This is a genomic window from Niallia sp. FSL W8-0951 (assembly GCF_038006525.1).
GTDB lineage: Bacteria > Bacillota > Bacilli > Bacillales > Cytobacillaceae > Niallia > Niallia circulans.
Genome location: NZ_JBBOVK010000001.1, coordinates 3,785,758 through 3,806,937, shown reverse-complemented (window position 1 = coordinate 3,806,937; position 21,180 = coordinate 3,785,758). Strand labels below are relative to the sequence as shown.

The 21,180-nt window shown below is 37.1% G+C and carries 15 protein-coding genes and 2 pseudogenes; 10 read left to right on the top strand and 7 right to left on the bottom strand.

Translation table 11 applies throughout. The features are described 5' to 3' along the window. Positions 1 to 10: 10 nt before the first annotated feature. The 5 genes and pseudogenes from NSS71_RS18545 to NSS71_RS18525 all read right to left on the bottom strand — a co-directional run bounded on the left by NSS71_RS18545 (position 11) and on the right by NSS71_RS18525 (position 6,300). Positions 11 to 748: an alpha/beta hydrolase gene (locus NSS71_RS18545; RefSeq protein ID WP_172866661.1), complete on the bottom strand. Its 738-nt coding sequence runs from the start codon at positions 746 to 748 to the stop codon at positions 11 to 13. Then, positions 729 to 2,144 carry a glucuronate isomerase gene (uxaC, locus tag NSS71_RS18540; RefSeq protein ID WP_341151909.1) on the bottom strand — a complete coding sequence of 472 codons (1,416 nt, stop codon included), beginning with the start codon at positions 2,142 to 2,144 and terminating at the stop codon, positions 729 to 731. The genes NSS71_RS18545 and uxaC overlap by 20 nt, the downstream gene beginning before the upstream one ends. 194 nt (positions 2,145 to 2,338) lie before the next feature. Next, positions 2,339 to 3,817 (bottom strand): annotated as a pseudogene (locus NSS71_RS18535) (UxaA family hydrolase); the annotation flags it as partial. Positions 3,818 to 3,853: 36 nt separating this feature from the next. Then, positions 3,854 to 5,272: pseudogene (locus NSS71_RS18530) on the bottom strand (tagaturonate reductase); the annotation flags it as partial. A gap of 20 nt (positions 5,273 to 5,292) precedes the next feature. Beyond that, on the bottom strand, positions 5,293 to 6,300 hold the full coding sequence (locus NSS71_RS18525) for a LacI family DNA-binding transcriptional regulator (RefSeq protein WP_047940891.1): 1,008 nt from the start codon (positions 6,298 to 6,300) through the stop codon (positions 5,293 to 5,295). Positions 6,301 to 6,565: 265 nt separating this feature from the next. Between NSS71_RS18525 and NSS71_RS18520 the strand changes: the two genes are divergently transcribed. Further along, a complete protein-coding gene (locus NSS71_RS18520; protein ID WP_047940890.1) occupies positions 6,566 to 8,779 on the top strand; it encodes a helix-turn-helix transcriptional regulator in 2,214 nt (737 codons plus the stop codon). A gap of 234 nt (positions 8,780 to 9,013) precedes the next feature. Here the strand turns inward: NSS71_RS18520 and NSS71_RS18515 are convergent, their stop codons facing one another. After that, entirely contained in the window at positions 9,014 to 9,901 is an 888-nt protein-coding gene (locus NSS71_RS18515; protein ID WP_047940889.1) for a carbohydrate ABC transporter permease, read from the bottom strand. Positions 9,902 to 10,471: 570 nt separating this feature from the next. Between NSS71_RS18515 and NSS71_RS18510 the strand changes: the two genes are divergently transcribed. From NSS71_RS18510 to NSS71_RS18470, 9 genes are all read left to right on the top strand, one after another. Then, positions 10,472 to 11,401, top strand: a complete 930-nt coding sequence (locus NSS71_RS18510) for an ABC transporter permease (protein WP_213084020.1) — start codon at positions 10,472 to 10,474, stop codon at positions 11,399 to 11,401. Between the two features lie 24 nt (positions 11,402 to 11,425). Beyond that, positions 11,426 to 12,073 (top strand): YesL family protein, encoded by a 648-nt coding sequence (locus tag NSS71_RS18505; RefSeq protein ID WP_341151908.1) that lies wholly within the window; start codon positions 11,426 to 11,428, stop codon positions 12,071 to 12,073. A 135-nt stretch (positions 12,074 to 12,208) separates the two neighbouring features. Next, positions 12,209 to 13,705, top strand: a complete 1,497-nt coding sequence (locus NSS71_RS18500) for an extracellular solute-binding protein (protein WP_341151907.1) — start codon at positions 12,209 to 12,211, stop codon at positions 13,703 to 13,705. Between the two features lie 141 nt (positions 13,706 to 13,846). Further along, positions 13,847 to 14,968 (top strand): glycoside hydrolase family 88/105 protein, encoded by a 1,122-nt coding sequence (locus tag NSS71_RS18495; RefSeq protein ID WP_172885254.1) that lies wholly within the window; start codon positions 13,847 to 13,849, stop codon positions 14,966 to 14,968. Positions 14,969 to 14,980: 12 nt separating this feature from the next. Beyond that, on the top strand, positions 14,981 to 16,312 hold the full coding sequence (locus NSS71_RS18490; protein ID WP_341151906.1) for a glycoside hydrolase family 28 protein: 1,332 nt from the start codon (positions 14,981 to 14,983) through the stop codon (positions 16,310 to 16,312). Next, positions 16,313 to 17,209, top strand: a complete 897-nt coding sequence (locus tag NSS71_RS18485) for a dienelactone hydrolase family protein (protein ID WP_445668938.1) — start codon at positions 16,313 to 16,315, stop codon at positions 17,207 to 17,209. Continuing rightward, positions 17,122 to 18,066: a pectinesterase family protein gene (locus tag NSS71_RS18480; RefSeq protein ID WP_341151905.1), complete on the top strand. Its 945-nt coding sequence runs from the start codon at positions 17,122 to 17,124 to the stop codon at positions 18,064 to 18,066. Before NSS71_RS18485 ends, NSS71_RS18480 begins: the two co-directional genes overlap by 88 nt. Positions 18,067 to 18,111: 45 nt before the next feature. Further along, positions 18,112 to 18,555 carry a DUF4064 domain-containing protein gene (locus NSS71_RS18475; RefSeq protein WP_047940882.1) on the top strand — a complete coding sequence of 148 codons (444 nt, stop codon included), beginning with the start codon at positions 18,112 to 18,114 and terminating at the stop codon, positions 18,553 to 18,555. Further along, positions 18,536 to 20,104: a glycoside hydrolase family 43 protein gene (locus tag NSS71_RS18470; RefSeq protein WP_341151904.1), complete on the top strand. Its 1,569-nt coding sequence runs from the start codon at positions 18,536 to 18,538 to the stop codon at positions 20,102 to 20,104. Before NSS71_RS18475 ends, NSS71_RS18470 begins: the two co-directional genes overlap by 20 nt. A 197-nt stretch (positions 20,105 to 20,301) precedes the next feature. Here NSS71_RS18470 and NSS71_RS18465 read toward each other — a convergent pair whose 3' ends face one another. Then, on the bottom strand, positions 20,302 to 21,174 hold the full coding sequence (locus NSS71_RS18465; protein WP_095258276.1) for a glycine betaine ABC transporter substrate-binding protein: 873 nt from the start codon (positions 21,172 to 21,174) through the stop codon (positions 20,302 to 20,304). Between the last annotated feature and the right edge of the window lie 6 nt (positions 21,175 to 21,180).

Below are 21,180 nucleotides of genomic sequence, written 5' to 3'. Positions count from 1 at the left end.
GAAATGATTATCATGACAAAGTAGTTTTTAACCAAGCTTCTGCTAAACTCAACCAGCGATGGACATAGGGAGATTCCTCTGCTAATGCCAGCCCATGTTTCCCAGAAGGAAAAATATGATATTCAAAAGGAATGTTAAATTTGGCTAAACTTTCGGCTAACATGATGGTATTTTGAATAGGGACTGATTGATCATCAGCAGTGTGCCACATAAAGGTGGGCGGCATATGTTCGTCGACCAAATGTTCAATCGAATAAGCCTCAACTAAATGGTTGGGCGGATTTTTCCCCAAAAAATGCTCTCGGCTTCCAGAATGCCCATAAGGTTCCGTGAAGGTAACAACTGGATAGCATAATACTAGCGCATTAGCACGATTGTTTATTTTGGTACAAGCAAGACTTGCTAGATGTCCACCAGCAGAAAAGCCAAGCACACCTATTTTATTTTCTAATAAATTCCAATCCTTGGCATTGTTTCGTAGTTGACTAAATACTTCTTCTAGTTCCTTTATAATGCTTGTATGATTGATTGTTCCAACAGGATAATAGAGAATTCCAGCATGATAACCAATCGAATGAAGCCATTTTACAATTGGCTGTGCCTCTTTTTCAGATAAATGGTGGTACCCTCCACCTGGACAAACGAGAATGAAGGGTCTTTTTTTATTATCTAAAAGGGAAAGGTGTAATGTCATATGCTGATTTTCTTCTGAACTGTGGTTATAGTTATCATTGATGATTTTCAACATAAGAATGCTCAAATCCGAAATATTGTTTAGCATTATGGTAGCTAATGTCCTTAACTAAGCTTCCAAGCAAGTCCTCGTCCTCTGGGGCTTCACCTCGTTCGACAATTTCTCCGATAAATTCACAGAGCACTCGGCGGAAATATTCATGTCTTGTGTACGATAGAAAGCTTCGTGAGTCTGTTAACATCCCGACAAAGGTGGAAAGGAGACCAGTGTCACTAAGAACGGTTAATTGATGGCGCATCCCAGCTCTCGTATCGTTATACCACCATCCTGAACCTAGCTGAAGCTTTCCAGGTGTGTGTTTTTGATAAGATCCCATTAAAGTAGCTAAAACAAAGAAGTCATTTGGGTTCAGGGAATAAAGAATTGTTTTCGGTAATTTCCCCTCTTTTTCTGCACGGTCTAACAGACGCTGCAAGGGTATGGTAAGAGGGAGATCGTTCACACCATCATATCCAGTATCAGGACCTAATTGGTTAAACATTGCTGAATTCGTATTGCGATATGCATGGATATGAAGCTGCATTGTCCAATTATGCTCATGATAAAAACCGATTAAGCGAGTTAAGGTTTCTGTACGATATGCACTGATTTCATATGGGGATAATGCTTCATTTTTAAGTCTTTTTTGAAAAATCAATTCCAGTGTTTTCTCATCTGCTTCTTCATAGGCCAATATATCCAGTGCATGATCCGATAATTTTCCGCCCATTTGATGGAAATAATCAACACGTGCTTTAAGTGCCTCTATTAATCCTTGATAGGAATTAATCGTAACATGTGATTGTATACTTAGCCTTTCTACCCATTCGATAAATCCATCTTGGTCAATATTTAATGCTTTATCGGGACGGAAAGAGGGAAGTACTTGAAAATGTCGTTCTGTGTTCTTTAAGCGTTCATGGTAATGCAAATCATCAGTCGGGTCATCGGTCGTACAAACTACTTTAACATTTGAATTGATGATAATATTGCGACGCTTAAAGTCAGCGGTAGCCAATTTCTCATTGGCTAAATCCCAAATAAGAGGGGCATTCTCCTCATTCAGTAATAAATCAATGCCAAAGAAACGTTTTAGCTCTAAATGGGTCCATGTATATAAGGGATTACCAATTGTTTTAGGTACTGTGCGTGCCCAAGCTAAAAATTTGTCATAATCAGAGGCATCGCCAGTAATGTGAGTCTCCGGGATACCGTTTGCGCGCATTAATCGCCATTTATAGTGATCACCTGCTAACCAGGCTTCTGTAAGGTTTTTAAAGTTTTTATTCTCATAAATTTCTTTCGGATCTAAGTGACAATGATAGTCGATGATAGGCATCTGCTTTGCATGGTCGTGAAATAGTTTTTGAGCGATATCATTTTTTAATAGAAATTGGTCATTTAGAAACATTAGAATCCCTCTTTCGTTATTTTTTTATAATTCGTGTTTAATAGTGCTTTTATTGTCTCAGTGCCCAAAAGCTCAACGATAGATTGCAAAAGGAAACAGAGAGAGCGTCAGCATTACTGCTTTCAATGAATGCACCACAGGTTAACACTATGTTTCTATAAATCTTCTCCATCATAGCCTCATTGACCTATCTTTTATAAAGTAACTCCTGTTTTAAATATAGCGATTTCGCGAACACCATTTGCTTCGTTACGTGTTTTTTCTCCACTTGCGACCGCTATTACTTTTTCAATAAATTCCTCTAATACTTCATTCATTGGTCGTTCTAGTAAAGGACCGGCATTAAAGTCCATCCAATGCCTTTTATGTTCATAAATGGTAGAATTGGTTGCTACTTTTACGGTTGGAACAAAACTGCCAAAAGGCGTTCCTCGGCCTGTTGTAAATAAAACTAAATGACAATCAGCAGCGGCAAGCGCAGAAGAAGCTACTAGATCATTGCCTGGTGCTTGCAATAGGCTTAGCCCTTTTTTGGAGATTTTCTCTCCATACTGCAGTACATCTACAACCGGTGCTGTTCCAGCCTTTTGTGTACAGCCTAATGATTTATCTTCTAGAGTGGTAATCCCTCCAGCCTTATTTCCTGGGGAAGGATTTTCATAAACAGGCTCCCCATAAGAATGAAAGTAGTGTTTAAAATCATTGATTAAATGGACGATATCTTCGAAAACCTTTTCATTTTCTGCTCTAGCCATAAGCATTTGTTCTGCACCAAACATTTCAGGGACTTCTGTTAGGATAGTGCTGCCCCCTTGGGAAATTAAGAAGTCCGAAAAAGCTCCTAATAGCGGATTAGCCGTAATTCCAGAGAAACCGTCGGAACCGCCACATTTTAGGCCAACATTTAGCTCGGCAATTGGAATAGGTTCTCTCTGATCATTTTTAGCAGCTTCATATATCTCTTCTAATAGTTCTAAGCCTGCTTCTATTTCGTTGCCTACCTCTTGTGCAACTAAGAATTTAACTCTTTTTCCATCATAATCTCCTAGTAACTCTCTAAATTCAGCAATAACGTTATTTTCACAGCCTAATCCAAAAACAAGTACTCCGCCAGCATTCGGGTGGCTCACAGCGTCTATTAATATACTGCGAGTATTTTCATGGTCTTCTCCTAATTGGGAGCAGCCGTAGGGATGCTTTAAAATGGTAATATTATCGAATGTACCTAAGTCAGGATGGAGAGCTTCAAATTCTTTCAGCATATATTCTGCCGTTCCGTTTACACAGCCAACGGTCGGTACAATATATAAGTCATTGCGAATTCCTACTTTTCCATTTGCCCGTCTGTATCCTTGGAAGGTAAGATCCTTTTTAGGGTATTTTACTTGGTGGATATCTTGCTCATACGTATATTCAAGTTCTCCATCTAAATTTGTTTTTACATTATGCGTATGAAGCCAATCCCCCCGCGTAATCTCCGTCAGCGTATGTCCGATAGGATAGCCATATTTGATCACATTGCTAGATTTTTGAATATCAGTTAAGGCTATTTTATGGCCTTGGGGAATATCAGCTTTAGCTGTGATCGAGATGCCATCAAGATAGACTGTTTCCGCTGCGTTAATTGGTCTTAGGGCAACCGCGACATTGTCTCGCTCATTTAGTTTTAATAGAGAAGGAGGCCGCTTTTCGTTATTTAGCTTTTGTAAAACAGCTCGGGCACCGTCTTTTCTAAGCATATGGATATATGCAGTTACTTCTTCCGCAAGGTTAGGAATAGTGGTTAAGTCTGTATCCCATAAATTTTTGTCATTCAAAATAGTAAAAGCGATAGTTTCGGGATTTTCCCAAGCGTTTGAAAAGGCCTCAAGGACTTCATCGCTATCCTTTGGTTTATATTGTGTTCCCCTGTAGGTTAGGAATAAAGCAGCAAGAGAAGCAGTCATGTATGGAGGCAATTGCTGCTGTTTTTCTTGGTATTTAATTAGCAGCGGTAATAAGCGTGCTTTATATTTAGAAACACTGTTTAAAGCAATGGATGATAATTCATGGCGGATAAAGGGATTTTTAAAGCGTTCGATTATAGATTTTGCATATGCCTTTAAGTCATCTAAAGGGAGAGGTAATAATGGCATAATTTCTTGCTGCATTAATTGATTAATAAAGACCGCAAAATCTGCATCATTCATCACATCTTCCACAGTTTCAAGACCAGCAAGTAATCCAAGTGGGACCATCGCTGTATGTGGGCCATTTAATAAGTGAACCTTTCGTTCTCGATATGGTGTCATATCATCGGTTACCAGTACATTCAATCCCGCCTTTTCGAGAGGAAATGATTCTTTTAATTCTTGTGGACCTTCAATGACCCATAATAAATAAGGCTCTGCTTTAACCATTAAGTTATCAATATAGCCATGTTCCTCATTAAGCAGATTTGCTGTATCACGTGGATAACCTGGAACAATGCGATCTACTAAGCTGCAGCAGAATATATTTTCAGCATGAATCCAGCTAATAAATTCCTCTTCTAAATTCCATAGACTTGCATATTGTAAGACAATTTCTTTAAGTTGATCACCGTTACGATCGATTAACTCACAAGGAATAATCGTAAATCCTGGTTTTTTTAATTGAAAGCGCTTGAATAGTAGGGCAGTAAGTTTTCCAGGAAAACTAGTTGAAGGTTGATCGATAGAACAATCCCTTTCATCAAATTGTATTCCAGCTTCTGTAGTATTAGAAATAATAAAGGCCAATTCTTCTTGTTCTGCCAATTGTAAATAAGTTTCCCATTCTTCATAAGGATTAATTAATCGATTAGCAGTTGTAATAATTTCACTCGTCTGAACCATTTGACCTTGATAGAACCCCTCAAGCACGACAGTATAAAGGTAATCTTGTTCTTCTAAGGTTGGATTCGAAACATGCTTGGTCGGCTTCACTAACACAGCACTACCGTTGAATAAATGCTGGTTATTCATTTGTTGTAGTTGCCAATTAAGAAATCCTCTCATGAAATTTCCTGATCCAAATTGAATGACCTTTTCTGGAAAAAAAGACAAATTAGGTTTTAATTGCTTTGAAAGCTTTTCCACTATAGTTCCTCCTTTTGCACACGTTAACATTTTATGATAAAGCAAAACAGTTATGACTGTTTTGTTGGAAAACTAAGCGATTCTCTTTTAACTAAGAATGTGTCTACTAAGATTTGTGTCTTTTCTAATGTTCCGTTATTCATTAACGCAATGAGCATTTGCATGCCAATTTCGCTGATTTTATCAATAGGCTTATGAATAGTGGTTAGAGCTGGAGTAGAGTATTGCGCAAAAGCTATATCATCAAATCCAATGATTGAGATATCATTTGGCACTTTCCTCTCTTTCGAAAAACAAGCTTTTAATGCACCGATTGCCATATCATCGTTTGCGCAAAATACAAGACTAGGCGGAGTCGGCAGATCTAGCAATTGCTTCATTTTTTCAAAGCCGCTTTCCATACTATAATCCCCATTGACCATAAATTCAGGCTGTACAGGAAGCCGATGTTTCGATAAGCTATTGACAAATCCTTGTTTCCTTTCAGCTGAGGAACGGAAAGAGCTTTTTCCATTAATGTACGCTAAATTCTTATGACCAAGGCTAATCGCCTCATCGATAGCCTGTTCTACACCTTGTTGATCGTTTGCCGAAACATTTGGAATAGAAGGATCATCTAGTCTGCGATTTAGTACAACCAAAGGTATGCCGGTTTGTTGTATATAGTAAATAAATGCATTGTCTGTGTCACTTTGGCTTAGTACGATAATCCCGTCAAATCGTTTGGAAATGATTTTGTCAAAATGGACTAATGTATCAATACCGTTTACTGCAATACTGTAGTTTTCATCTAGCACAGAATTAACACCTTTTATTACATCTACAAGAAAACTTGAACTTGTTCCATGGCTGATACTAGAGAAAAAAACGCCAATTGTGTAAGATTTCTGGTTTACGAGACTTTTAGCATTAAAGTTTGGTACATAATGTAATTCTGCTGCAATTTTTTTAATTTTGTCTTTGGTTGCAGGTTTAATAAGGGGACTATCATTCAGCGCTCTTGACACAGTGGTGTGCGAAACGCCTGCAAGCTTTGCGATATCCTTAATGGTAACCATAGTTCCTCCTGATAATAATGTTAACGTTCACATTTTATAATTCTTCAGGCAGTTTGTCAATCGGTCATTTGCTGCACACGTGAAAAAATCCACTCGCAAAAGATAGACTAGATATGCTATTATATGTATATTCTAATCCAAATTATAGAAAATAATCATTTCATAATAGATAAGAAAATGATTATTTTTCGTATTAAAAATTGTTGAATAATTTGATAACGCTTACAATAAAAGTGTGTTAAGAGGAAATAAGGAGTGTGAGGATTTGAAGAAATTAAGGTTGTTTTACAAATTATTTTTCCCCTTTTTTCTATTAGGGATTAGTATTGTAGTTGGCTTTAGTGTTTTTATCTATAACTCTACCTATCACTCCGTCGAAGAGGAATTTCTGAAGGACAAACAAAATTATACAAAACAAATTCTTAATAATGTAGAGCAAAAGGTGCGAACGATTGAATATGGATATACGGCATATAGTTCTACTGCAAACTTTGAGACGATTTTTAAGAAGCCGTTATCAGGAAAAGACTTTGATACATATCGTGATATAAAAAAAGAAATCAGTTATATAGAAATGATGGGAATAGAAGGAAGTAAGCATAATTTAATCAGCCTGGCAGAAAATTGGGGAATAATTGACGGCTCTTTAAAGAAATTATCGGAAGAGGAAATTGCTGGGTATAAGGAAAAGTATGTGGAAAAGGCGAAGCAAAGCTTATTTTGGAGACCAACAAGTACTGGAATTGAGATGATTATGACTTTACCTGTTTATCAACGTGATAAATTTGCTTTAGGAATATCTAATATTCCAAGAAGCAGCATTGATGAGATTGTTGATAATGAACAAGATAGTTTAGTAGAAATATATAATAGTAAAAATGAATTACTATATTCAAGTAGACAAAAGGAAAGGCTGTTGTCTCACGAGAATTATGAGAAAATGATAAACGAGGGAGAGAATATCAAAATAGTAGACACAGAGGGTAAAAAGTTTGTGTATGCTCAGTCAGACTATAATCGCTGGATTTATGTTGTACAGATTAACCCAAAAGAAATCTCTAATATGATTAATAATACAAGGATTGGTTTACTCATTGTCTCGACCTTATTGATTATTTTGGTCGGTATCATTTCCTATATGTTAGCAAATTCTTTTTCAAGACCTATCCGCAAATTACAGGAGAAATTAGCAATAGATCATCTAAGTGGGCAGAAGAATGAACTCTCCCTTGTTGCTGATTCTGTTGACAAGATTATTGGTCAGAATGAAACATTAATGGCTAGCTTAACCATGCAAAAACCACAGCTTGAGACGCTGTTTGTCTTAAGCTTATTTAGAAATAGAATAACAACAAATGAAGCTAAGCACAGGTTAAAACAATTTGGCTATTTCTTTAATGATACGCATCATTTTTACACAGGATTAATACAAATTGACAATATGGATAGCCAAAAAATTGTTGAGAAAGATTTATACTTATTGGCTTTAAATAATATTGTCGAAGAAATAGTCCCTGCTAAGGAAAGATTGATACCTATTGTATTAAATGATGAGATGCAAGCAACCATATTTATAACCGATGTAAATGATCATGATTCCAGTCGAAGAATTATGAAGTATTATGAGGAAATACAATCTGCGGCAAAGGAATATTTAAATATCACTATCAGTATAGGGATAAGTCCTGTTTATCAAACATTAATTAGTAGTAAAAAGGCAGTTGATTTAGCAAAAGAAGCGCTGCATTATCGTGTAAATGTAGGACCAGAGTCTATCATTTTTTATGATGATATTGCTCCTCTCTTGAATGATGCTTCTATTTCTAAATATCCTGTAGAATTGCAAAATGAACTTTTAAATACGATTCGCTCAGGAAATGAGGAGGAAGTGCAGGAGACAGTAGATACCTTAATTAACGAAATCTTCCGGATGAATAAAAATCCGGTCAGCTTAGAAGTAACACTTATTCGGTTAATAAATGAAATTATTCAACTTGGGCAGCTGTTAGGTGCAGAGGCGAAGATTTTTGATAGTATAAAGCCGCTTTATTATGAAGCAATTAATGCCTATTATCCTGCTCGAATAAAACAAATGCTAATTGAACATCTTATTACGCCAATTATTATCAGCACACAGGATAAAACGGATAAGGAGTTTCGATCTTTATCTGATAAAATTGTTCAAATCATTCAGACAGAGTATGACCAGGAAATTTCTTTAGACGTTATTGCTGACCGTCTTCATTATAATCCGAATTACTTAAGCAGCGTTTTCAAGAAAGAATATGGAGAAAACTTTGTTGACTATCTAATGGGATTCCGACTGCAAAAGGCTAAATCCCTGCTAGAAGAAACAAATATGCCAATTAAGGAGATTGCCGAAAAACTCCAATATCGAAATTCTCAAAACTTCATCCGTTTTTTTAAAAAGAAAGTAGGCATGACCCCAGGGGATTATCGGAAACAATATAATCATTAATTAAAAAGCGTGCAAGAAAGAGCTTATTCTTGCACGCTTTTTATGAACCGCAATTAAGATCGTCTTGAGCACATCCTGAATTCCTGTGAGAATAAGAGATAACATCATAACCGGTAAGGACAAGCCAGATGAGAAAGGGTTCTCTTTTAAATGTATGAGGATATAAGTTACTAGAATATCATTTTGTTGACTGGTAAACAAATTGCTGTCAATAAAAGCATCTTTTCTGTAACGTCATCCCTTTACAGAGCCTACCAACGCTCCTTTGACAAAATATTTTTGAACAAATGGGTATGCAATAAGCATTGGTACTGTTGCTATAACAATAACGGCCATCTTAATCGTTTGCGCAGGTGGAATAACGTCAACTGACGAACCTTCTGCTTGCATGCCGCTTGAAACAATAACAATCTGTCGCAATAAAACTTGAATTGGCCATTTCGTAGAATCATTAATATAAAGAATAGCTGTCATATAAGTATTCCAATAGGTAACGGCATAAAACAAAGAAATGGTCGCAATAGATGGTAGTGCCAATGGCAGCATAATCTTCCAAAAGACTCCTAAATCTGTGCAGCCATCCATTTTAGCTGATTCTTCTAAACTATCCGGTAGTGCTTGAAAGAAGTTTCTCATAATAATTAAATTAAACGCATTAATTGCTACAGGCAGTATCAAAGACCAATAAGAATCAATTAATCCAAAGGCTTTAACTACTAAGAAGGTTGGGATCATGCCACCGCTAAATAACATAGAGAATACAACAAGAAAGTTAAGAAATCCTCTTCCATTAAGATATTTACGTGATAAGCCATAGGCCATCAAAGATGTTAGGACCATACTTACTAAAGTACCGACGCCAGTAACGCCAACGGATACCGCTAAAGACTTAAAGAGTGTTGGCGTAGAAAGAATATAACGGTATGCATCTAATGAGAAAGTTTCAGGAATCAGAATAAATCGTTTAGCTACAACTTCTTGTGTAGAAGCAAAGGAACTAGCTATAACATTTACAAAAGGCAGAAAACAAATTAAGGCGATAATAATTAAAATGGTTCCATTAATAATGGAAAAAACCCGTCCTCCTTTTGTTATTTTCTTATTTTTATACACTTTTTCCATATAGATCCTCCTTCTTATTTTGTCTAACTACAACTTATAACTAATGATGATGTTTTATTGCTCGGATTAAGACTGTAAACGGAGCCACAAGCAGTTAAGGAAAGGTCCGTTTCATAAAGTTGTTTCCTTTTTCCACAGCTGGGAATACACTTTGCTATCCGTATGGCAAATATCTGCAGATCCTTTTAGAAGCCTTCATAAAGTCAACACTCTTTGTAGAAAACAGCCTAAGAAATAGATCTACTCTCTTACTATAAAGTTACTTTATCAAGAGAAGATAATTACGTATATAATCACTATTTCAGGAAAAGAAAACGCTTACCAATTTCGTTTTTTTCGATTGAAAAGGCAGATAATCATTTGGACAAAATGGTAATCATTACATTGGGTGGGGAAGAGGAAACTATCGATAGAATAAGGTTTTGTAAGCGTTATCAAATAATGATTATATACGTAATTATGCTTTTTCCATATGCTTAAGGTATGAATTAAACATCACACCATAAAGTAAGGGGGTAAATAATGGAAAGCGTCATTAAGCCTAATGATCAGACATTACCTGAGTTAACTATGAAGCAGCGAAAGAAGATTAGAAGACAAAAAACTTGGGCTAATATGAGAAAGAACAAACTTCTATATTTAATGATTTTCCCTGGCTTTCTCTATTTTATTATTTTCAAATATTTACCGATGGGCGGATTGATCATTGCTTTTCAAGATTATCAACCGTTTTTAGGGATTTTGGGCAGCCCATGGGTAGGGATGAAGCATTTTATTCGCTTATTTACAGAACCAACCTTTTTTATGCTTTTAAGTAATACACTTATTTTATTTGCTTTAAATATTTTCATTTTCTTTCCCATGCCGATCATCTTAGCGCTTATGCTAAATGAAGTCAAAAACAAATATTTTAAATCTGGTATCCAAACGTTAATTTATATCCCCCATTTTATGTCATGGGTAATTATTGTTTCCATTACATATGTCTTTTTAAATGTTGATGGTGGATTGATTAATGAAATGTTAGCAGCAATGGGCTTTAATAAAGTCAGTTTTTTAACTTCGCCTGATTGGACGCGAACCGTTTATATTGCACAAGTAATTTGGAAAGAATTAGGCTGGTCTACTATCATATATATCGCCGCTATTACAGCTGTAGATACTCAATTATATGAAGCAGCGGAAATGGATGGAGCAGGACGACTGCGCAAAACATGGCATGTAACATTACCGGCCATTCGACCAGTAATTATTACTTTATTAATCTTAAAAATTGGCAGCACGTTAGATTTAGGATTTGAACACATGTATCTCTTATTGAATTCATTAAATAGAAGTGTCGCAGAGATTTTTGACACCTATATTTATACAGCTGGTTTGAAGAATGGACAATTAAGCTTTAGTACGGCTGTTGGTTTATTTAAGGGATTAGTAGGATTAGTTTTAGTTATGCTTTCAAATAAGCTTGCCAAGAAGTTTGGTGAGGATGGGGTTTATTAAAGTTAGGAGAAAGTGAGGAATTGGATGTTAAAATCAGTGGAAAAAATAAATCACATTTTTACAACAATATTAAACTTAGTTTATGTGAATTTCCTCTGGTGGCTCTTTACTTTATTAGGATTGGGGATATTTGGGGCAGGACCAGCAACCTATGCACTAGTTAGTATCATGAGACAGTGGATGAGGGGAAATACCAGTCTCCCTATCTTTTCTTCTTATTGGAAGTATTACAAAGAGTCCTTCAAGGAATCCATAGTTACTAGCTGGATTTATTTACTACTCGGCTATGTGTTAGTAATCGATTTACTCCATGTTACAAACTGGTATCTCAAAGTATGCTTGATGATCATATTCTCGTTATATTTCCTTTCTGCCGTTTATATTTATCCATTAATGGCTCATTATAACTGGAAAGGAATATTCTTTCGCATAAAGATGTCCTTTATCTTTGGTTTTTCTTGCTTTCAATATTCTCTATTATTGTTTGTTGTGATTGGCGCTACCTATTGGACAGCAATCACATTTTTTCCTGGGATTCTCACTTTCTTCGGTATTAGTTTCTTATTTTATATGATTACTTGGACAGCAAATCAAGTGTTTACTAGAATGGAATTACAAAATACAGAAGAAGTAGAAGATACAACCGTCTATCCTACGCTTAACGGACAGTAAGACTTAATTTTTAGCTTATCCAATTCGGGGAAGATAGGTGGGAAAGCATCGATATAGATCCGAATGGTTCCACTAATCAGTGCAAACATTCATTGATGGAACTTTCGCTTTATCAAATTGTAAAGGAGCGTTTAAATGAAAAAACTATCAAAGTTAGCCAGTATTAGTTTAGCAGGTATGTTGTTATTAGCGGGTTGTAGTGGAGGAAAAGAACAATCATCTGGGACGTATGATGAAAATAGTAAGGCTGAAATTACGTGGCTGAATATTCTACATACGGCATCTCCTCCAACAGATACTATTTTAGATAAAATCGAAGAGAAAACGAATGCTGAAATTAAATTTTCGTGGATACCGGACGCTTCAAAGGAAGAAAGAATTAATACAGCTTTAGCATCTGATTCATTAGCAGATATTGTTACTTTAACCATTCTAGATAATTCCTCTGTCCGCAATGCATTGAAGTCTGGAATGTTTTGGAATGTAGAAGATTATTTAGATGAATTCCCTAATCTGAAGGAAATTTCACAAGATGTACGGGTTTCTGCTTCCATAGAAGGAAAGCTTTATGGCATTCCCTTCCAGAAGGATTTAGCTCGTAATGGTGTCGTTTTACGTAAAGACTGGCTTGATAATTTAGGCCTGAAAGTCCCGAAGACTGTTGATGAATTAATGGAAGTTTCGAAAGCGTTTACAGAAGGTGATCCTGATGGTAATGGGAAAAATGATACGACTGGATTTGTAGATAGGAACGATTTAATATATGGAGCCTTTAAAACATTAAGTTCTTATTTCGGTACACCTAATGTATGGGAAATGGATGAAAATGGAGACTTCATCCCGGAATTTGAAACGGATGGTTATGTAAAAACAATGGATTATATGAAGGAGCTGTATAGCAATGGCTGGATAAATAAAGACTTTGCCGTTACCGCAAAAACAGACCAGCAGCAAAGCTTTGCACAGGGAAAAGCAGGAATTTATATTGGCGCACTTTTCGATGCTAAAAACCTACAAACGATGGCTGCAGGCATCCAAGATAACATGGAATTAGCATTAGTGAACGATATGGTATCGGAATCTAATCCTGAACGTGCCATTTGGGCTGCGAATAATGGAATTGGCGGATTATTGGCATTTCCGCGTTCCGAAGTAAAGGATGAAGCAGAATTAAAGAGGATTCTCAAGTTTGTAAATGATTTACTAGATCCAGAAATTTACACATTAATGACATATGGTTTGGAAGATGTCCATTATAAACTAACAGATGATGGTGCATATGAAATTACCAATCAGGATTTATGGACACAGGAAGTGCAGCCATTTGCGGCTTCTAGACCAAAAGAGTCAGGCTATGATTTAAAAGATCCCAACCCTATTAAAGCATTAGCAGATGAGATGATTGCAGACAATGCGAATTATGCCGTGTTAAATCCTGCTTATTCTTTAGAATCTGCAACCAATACATCACAAGGATCGGAATTACAAAAGATTATTACTGATGCCACATACCAGTATATTTTAGGCGAAATAGATCTGGATGGTTTCAAACAAGCTGTAAAGACATGGGGAGATTCTGGCGGAAACACGATTAAAGAGGAATATAAAGCAGCATACGAACAAACGAAATAATTTTGAATAAAGGTGAGGGGAAAGCAGATTTCGGCTAGACACTCACCTTAAAAAATTTAAAAACAAGATTTTTATAAGGCAAGCAACAATCTTCATGAAGAGGCTTTATAAAGAATCTAAATAGGATGGGAGAATATAAGAATGGCAGAAATGAGTTGGTCAGAGAGAACAGCACAATCCATTATGGAAAGACTTCCACGATTATATGAAGATAGAGGTTATAACGGAAAATGGTCTTATGATTATGGAGTTGTTTTAAAAGGGTTTGAAAACCTTTGGAAACGAACAGGCAAGGAGAAATATTTGCATTTTATAAAAGAAAATCTCGATTATTTTGTTCAACCGGATGGAACGATTAAAGGATATGAAGTATCAGAATTTAATATTGACCATATTAACAATGGAAAATTACTATTTCAACTTTTTAAACAAACGGGAGAGGAAAAGTATCGGCAAGCAGCCGATTTATTGAAATCCCAATTAGAGCTGCATCCAAGAACATCAGAAGGTGTTTTTTGGCATAAGCAAATTTATCCGTATCAGATTTGGCTGGATGGCTTATATATGGGGGCGCCATTCTATGCGCAATATCAAATGGAATATCGAGATGGAGAAGGTCTTGACGATATACTTCACCAATTCAAAATCAGTTATCAACACTTATTAGATGAAAAGACAGGGCTTCTTTATCATGCATGGGATGAGAAGAAAGTCCAGCCATGGGCTAATAAAGAGACAGGACTATCAGAGAATTTTTGGGGAAGAGCCATGGGATGGTATGTCATGGCATTAGTAGATACATTAGAAATTATTCCAAAGGATACACCTGATCGCCCTTTTTTAGAAAAAATTCTTAAGAATACATTGGCAGCATTACTAAACTATCAGGATAAGGAAAAGGGTGTTTGGTATCAGGTAGTCGATAAGCAAGGGGAAAAGGGAAATTATTTGGAGGCGTCTGCAAGCAGTATGTACGTATGTTCTATTGCAAAAGGGATACGCCTTGGAGTTTTAGAAAAACAAGAATGGCTGCATCCATTAAAGAAAGGCTATCAAGGATTATTAGATGAATTTGTTTTGCTGACAAAAGAGGGATGGGTCAATTTAAATAAAAATTGTCAGGTAGCAGGACTTGGCGGAGCTGACAAACGAGACGGAACTTATACCTATTATATTAGTGAACCAATTATTTGCAATGACCAAAAAGGCTTAGGGGCCTTTTTACAGGCATTAGTGGAAGTGGAGGAAGTTATTAACGAATAAGGAGATTATAAAATGAGCGATTATATTATCACTGATTTCGGTGCAGAGAATGATGGGAGTATATGTACAGAGTCGATTCAGAAGGCGATAGATAAGGCATATGAAAATGGAGGAGGCAGAATTGTTATCCCGCCAGGTGAGTTTCTGACAGGTGCGCTTTTTTTAAAGGATCATATTGAACTTCATTTAGCCGCAGGAGCAGTATTGAAATTCTCTGATCAGCAAGCGGACTATTTCGTTGTTACGTCTAGATGGGAAGGTGTCGCTAGAGAAGTATATGCTTCATGCTTATACGCAGAAAATAGCCGGCATATTGCGATCACTGGCTTTGGAACCATTGACGGAAATGGAGAGAAATGGTGGCATCTTTTTCGAAATGAGCGAGAGAAGCTGCTTTATCCGCGGCCAAAATTGATTAGCCTAGATGGTTGTGAAAACGTATCGATTAAAGATGTGACCTTAATAAATTCTCCAAGTTGGACGGTTAACCCCATATGCAGTAACAACATTACGATCGATAATATAAAAATCCATAATCCGCAAGATTCACCAAATACAGATGGCATTGATCCAGAATCCTGCATGAATGTTAGAATCAGTAATTGTCATATTGATGTAGGGGACGATTGCATTGCGATTAAGGCAGGAACAGAGGATACGGCAGAGCGAGTAGCTTGTGAAAATATAACGATTACAAATTGTACCATGGTTCATGGACATGGAGGAGTAGTGCTTGGCAGTGAGATGAGCGGTAATATTCGAAATGTCACCATTAGTAACTGTGTCTTTCAAGATACAGATCGTGGCATTCGGCTGAAGTCTAGACGAGGGCGTGGAGGAGTCGTTGAAGATATTCGTGTAAGTAATATCGTAATGGAAGGTGTAATTTGTCCGTTCATTTTAAATTTATATTATTTCTGTGGTCCTAAAGGAAAGGACAAATACGTATGGGATAAAAATCCTTACCCAGTAACTAATGAGACTCCGATGTTTAGGCGCATTCATTTTGCCAATATAACGGCTAGGAATGTTCATGCTGCAGCCGGATTCATATACGGTTTAGCCGAGCAATATATATCAGAACTAACTTTTAACCAAGTGGATATTTCTTTGGCGGTAGATGCGATTCCTGGAAAACCAGCAATGATGGCAGGCATAAAAGATATGAATAACCGGGGCTTTTATGTCGGTTTTGCAAAGGATATTTTATTTAACCGGGTAACGGTTGAAAACCATGAAGGTCCAGCTTTTTATCTCGAAAATTGTGAGGATATCGAGTTAATAAACTGTAAGTCTAAAAATACAAAGAAGGAAGAAGCGCTCTTGAAGGAAGTGAAGGCGTAAGTGGAAAAACAGCGAAAAAGGCTAATAGAGTTATTAGGGGATTATGCACATGCAAAGGATAGGAAGGTGCAGCTAATAAGGAGGGAAGAGAAAGATAACTATGTATTAGAAAGCCTCATGCTGCAATTAAATGAGGAGGAATCCGTACCTGCTTATGTTGCCAAGCCTCTAAACAAGGAAGGTCCGCTGCCTATCGTCCTCTTTAATCATTCACATGGGGGGAATTTCGAACAGGGAAAAGAAGAGCTGTTAATAAGTAACAGTTACTTACAATCCCCATCTTTTGTCGAGGCTATAACAAATTTGGGATATGCTGTAGGATCCATTGATATGTGGGGATTTAGTGAGCGGAAAGGTAAATTAGAGAGCGAGTTAGTCAAAGAAATGTTATTAGATGGAAGAACGCTATGGGGGATGCGGATCTTTGATAATATTGCTTTTCTAGATTATCTTGTGGAAAGGACGGACATCGACCAAAACAGAGTAGCGACGATTGGAATGTCAATGGGAGGCCTTATGAGCTGGTGGATGGCAGCACTAGATGATCGCATAAAAGTAACCGTAGATATAGCTGCACAGGTACATATAGAAACATTAAGGCAGAAACGGGGCCTAGATCATCATGGTTTTTATTATTATGTGCCAGGCTTTTTAAAGCAGTTTTCTACTTTAGCTGTGCAATCGTTAATTGCCCCAAGACCGCGCTTGAGTCTTGTTGGAAAAGATGACCGCATGTGTCCGCTGGAAGGCGTAATGCTGCTAGATGAGGAATTAGGAAAAATATATGGAAAATATGATGCGAGGAATCAGTGGAACAGCCAAATTGTAACTGGCGGTCATCAAGAGACAAAGGAAATGAGAAAGCAATGGGAAAACTTTTTGCAGAAGCATTTATGAAAAATGAACTTCAATTTGTCATTGGGAAAGGCAATGATTGTGATTTTATGAGTATTCAGGAAGCCATTATGCATTGTTCCAATATCGAGAGACCTGTTACATTCATCATCCTAGGTGGAGATTACTATGAAAATATCCTTCTTTATCAATCAAATCGCAAGTTGTTTGGAATAGGAACGGTCCGGATTATTGGAAATAAGTATGCACGGCAATTGGATGAGTTTGGTTGTGAAATTGGTACTTTTCAAACAGCGACTCTTTTTATCAATGGAGAGAATATCTGGATAGAAAATATCGAAATCATAAATAATTCGGGGCCGGGAGAAATAGTGGGGCAAGCAGTTGCTTTATATAGTGAAGGAAACAAAGTTAGCTTTAAAAATTGTTCCATAAAAGGGTACCAAGATACCGTTTGTCTCGGTCCATTGCCAGATGTACAAAAGGATGGAACTCCTTTTTCAACACCAGAGATAAAAAATAACTTTCAGAACAATATAACGACCTTTATCCATTGTTCTATTGAGGGAACCGTTGATTATATATTTGGTGGAGGAGAAGCAAAGTTTGAAGAATGTGAATTGAAATCTCTTAAACGGCCTAACAACCTGCCAGGATATATTACGGCAGCAAGTACTGCGATCGGGAAAAATGGCTTCCTATTTTCTCGTTGCTATTTAACAGCAGATAAGGATGTATCTAATGTCTTTTTAGGGCGGCCGTGGAGACCATACGCCAATGTAACTTTTTCTCAATGTAGAATAGGGGCTCATATTCACTCGGATAAATGGGACGATTGGGGAAAGAAAGAGAATCGAGAAACAGTAACATTTCGGGAAATAGAAAATTACTATGCTTAGTTGAGCCTCTAATCAGTTAGAGACTAGGAGAAGGGAACGAGGGAAATGAAACGGAAATGGGAAGTAATAATTGGGATGGCAGGAATGGTGTTAAGTGTTCTATTTCTAGGAGGATTTTCGCTAACAATGACCTCCATGGATACAGAAACATATAAAGAAACAGTCTTTCCTATTCTGCAGGAAGGCGTTTCTTCCGGTGAGATGCAGGATAGTTTAGAAGCCATGAATGTCTTAGCTATATGGTTCGGTATTACACTAATACTCGTCCTAGCATTTGTTATAGTTGCGACTGCTTTCATCTGGAGAAATCGACATCCGAGATGGGCTGGAGTCCTCTATCTCGTTGCTGGATTTTCAACATTGATAGGTACCCAATTTATTGCTTTTCCCATCGCCTTTCTCTTTTTTCTAGCAGGAGCGTTATGTTTGTTGCGAAAAGGAGTTAATGTGAGTAAGAAAGGAGAAGGCTATGTATCGAACCACTATTAAAAATCCTATTTTACGTGGTTTTAATCCAGATCCCAATATTTTAAGGGTAGATAATACTTACTATATTGCTGTTTCCTCTTTTGAATGGCTGCCAGGAGTACGAATCTATCAGTCTAATGATTTAGTAAATTGGGAACATGAGACAGATATTATTACGAATCAAGTTGATTTAAGAGGAAATCCACAAAATGGCAGCATATGGGCTCCGCAAATTAGTTATTCAGAGGGGCTGTTCTACCTTATTTATACAGATGTTAAAAGTACAAAAAGACCATTTAAGGATTGTCATAACTATTTGATTACCGCGCCAAGTATAAATGGTCCATGGTCAAGTCCTGTATATCTAAACAGCAGCGGATTTGACCCATCCTTATTTCATGACAAAGATGGACGCAAATGGCTGTTAAACGAAATATGGGATTATCGTATGATAACAGGAAATAAATCAGCAGGTATTGTCATGCAGGAATATGATGCTAAGAATCAAACGCTGATTGGACCTGTTTATAAACTATTTGATGGGACAGAATTAGCTAAAACGGAAGCTCCTCATCTCTATTACTATGGAGACTATTACTACTTAATAACGGCAGAAGGAGGGACTGGGAAAGGGCATTCAGTAACTGTCTGCCGCTCAAAGGTAATAACAGGACCCTATGAATTAGATCCAGAATATCCTATGCTTACAGCAAGTGATAAACCTGAGTCATCGCTCCAATGTTCAGGACATGGAAGTATCGTGCAGACGTCCCTTGGAAATTGGTATATGGTTTATTTATGTACTAGACCATTACAAAATAAAGCCGCGATACTAGGAAGAGAAACAGCGATAGAAGAGGTTTATTGGACAGAGGACGGCTGGCTTCGCCTTTCATCTGGTACAAATGGACCCAGCTTGTTGACTGAAATTGTTACGCGCGAACAAGTAATTTTTCAAAACAATACTGATTTCGAGGATGACTTTACAGGCTCTTTAAAAAAAGAGTGGAATACTTTACGTATTTTAGCAGATGACTCTTGGTGTGATTTAACAAGTAGATCTAATTATTTACGTATGTTTGCAGGGGAATCCATTCAGTCCTTGTTCGAGCATCATATTCTTGCCATTCGTCAAAAAGACTTTCACTTTCAGGCCGAAACAAGCGTAGAATTTCACCCTATTACCTTTAATCAAATGGCTGGTCTCATGCTTTATTTAAATGATAGCAATTATCTATATGCTTACGTGACATTTGATGAAGAAAGAGGCCGAGTTCTTCGCTTTATGCGTTGCGAAAATGGACAATTTCAACTAGATCCGGCCATCATAACGATTACTGCAGGAAAAGTGCAGCTAAAGGTTATTGGAAACGGAGCGAGAGGAAACTTTTACTTTCGTTCAGATGAAGAACATTCTTGGCGAGAAGTAACCAGCAGCCAAGACCTCCTATTTTTGGCAGGGGGATTTACCGGAAATTTCATTGGGATAGCAGTCCACGATATGGATAAAAAAGCAAGTACATACGCTGATTTCGCATACTTCCGTTATGAGGGATTAGATAGTAATTGATTGAATCTACTTCTGTCATTTCCCATAGGAATGTAATAACGAAGCGGATCGGTGCTAGCGCTGTGGATAGCAATTACCATCAATCCTCTTTCCAAAAAAAAGCCCTGGACAATTATATGAAGATCGCATAAGAATCTCCATATAATTGTCCAGGGCTTATATTGGTTGGAATACTTGTGTCCCAACCGCTTCTTCATTTATTTCCCTAACATAGCTTTCACCTTATCTTGATTATTATCGATCCATTCCTGTGCAACTTCTTCCTCATCAGCGCCATCTTCGATTTTAACAATCATTTCTTCAATATCTTCAACAGGCATGCTCCAGTTGCTTAGGAATTCATGAACCTCAGGGGATTTTTCCTTTAGACCATTATTTACAACTACGTGAACTTCTGATGTCTTAAAGAAACCTTTTGGATCTTCCAATACTTTTAAATCATAATCAACAAACATTGGATGTGGACGCCATCCTAAGAAAAGGACAGGATCGCCACTTTTGATAAACTTAGAGGCTTGTGCCAGCATGCCACCTTCACTAGAAGCAACATATTCTAAATCTAATCCATATTCTTCAATCATTTCCTTAGAAGTGACGGTCATTCCGGCACCTTCTTCAATACCGTACACTTTTCCGCCAAAGAGATCTTCTTTTCCTTTTAAATCTTCGATACTGTCAATGCCCTCTATGTTAGAGGGAATGACCCAGCCAAGCTCCCCTTCTTTATAGCTGACTGCTAAGTCTTCTAATTGATTTTTGTATCGATTCATATAATTTGCATGCATATCAGGCAGCCAAGCATCCATAAATACATCTAAGTCACCGCGGGAAAGTCCTGTATAAACGCCGCCTGCATCTGCATTTTTCTCCTTAACCGTATAGCCCATATCTTCTAATAATAGTTTAGCAACTTTTGTTGGCGGGATGGTACTAGTCCAAGGAGTAACACCGAAAGTAACAGTTTTAGAATCTCCTGACTCGCTACCTCCTGTATTTTGGTTTTGGGAGGAACAGCCAATTAAAAGAGTGAATAGTAATAACATCAAAAAGCTAAGTTTTAATTTTTTCATAAATTC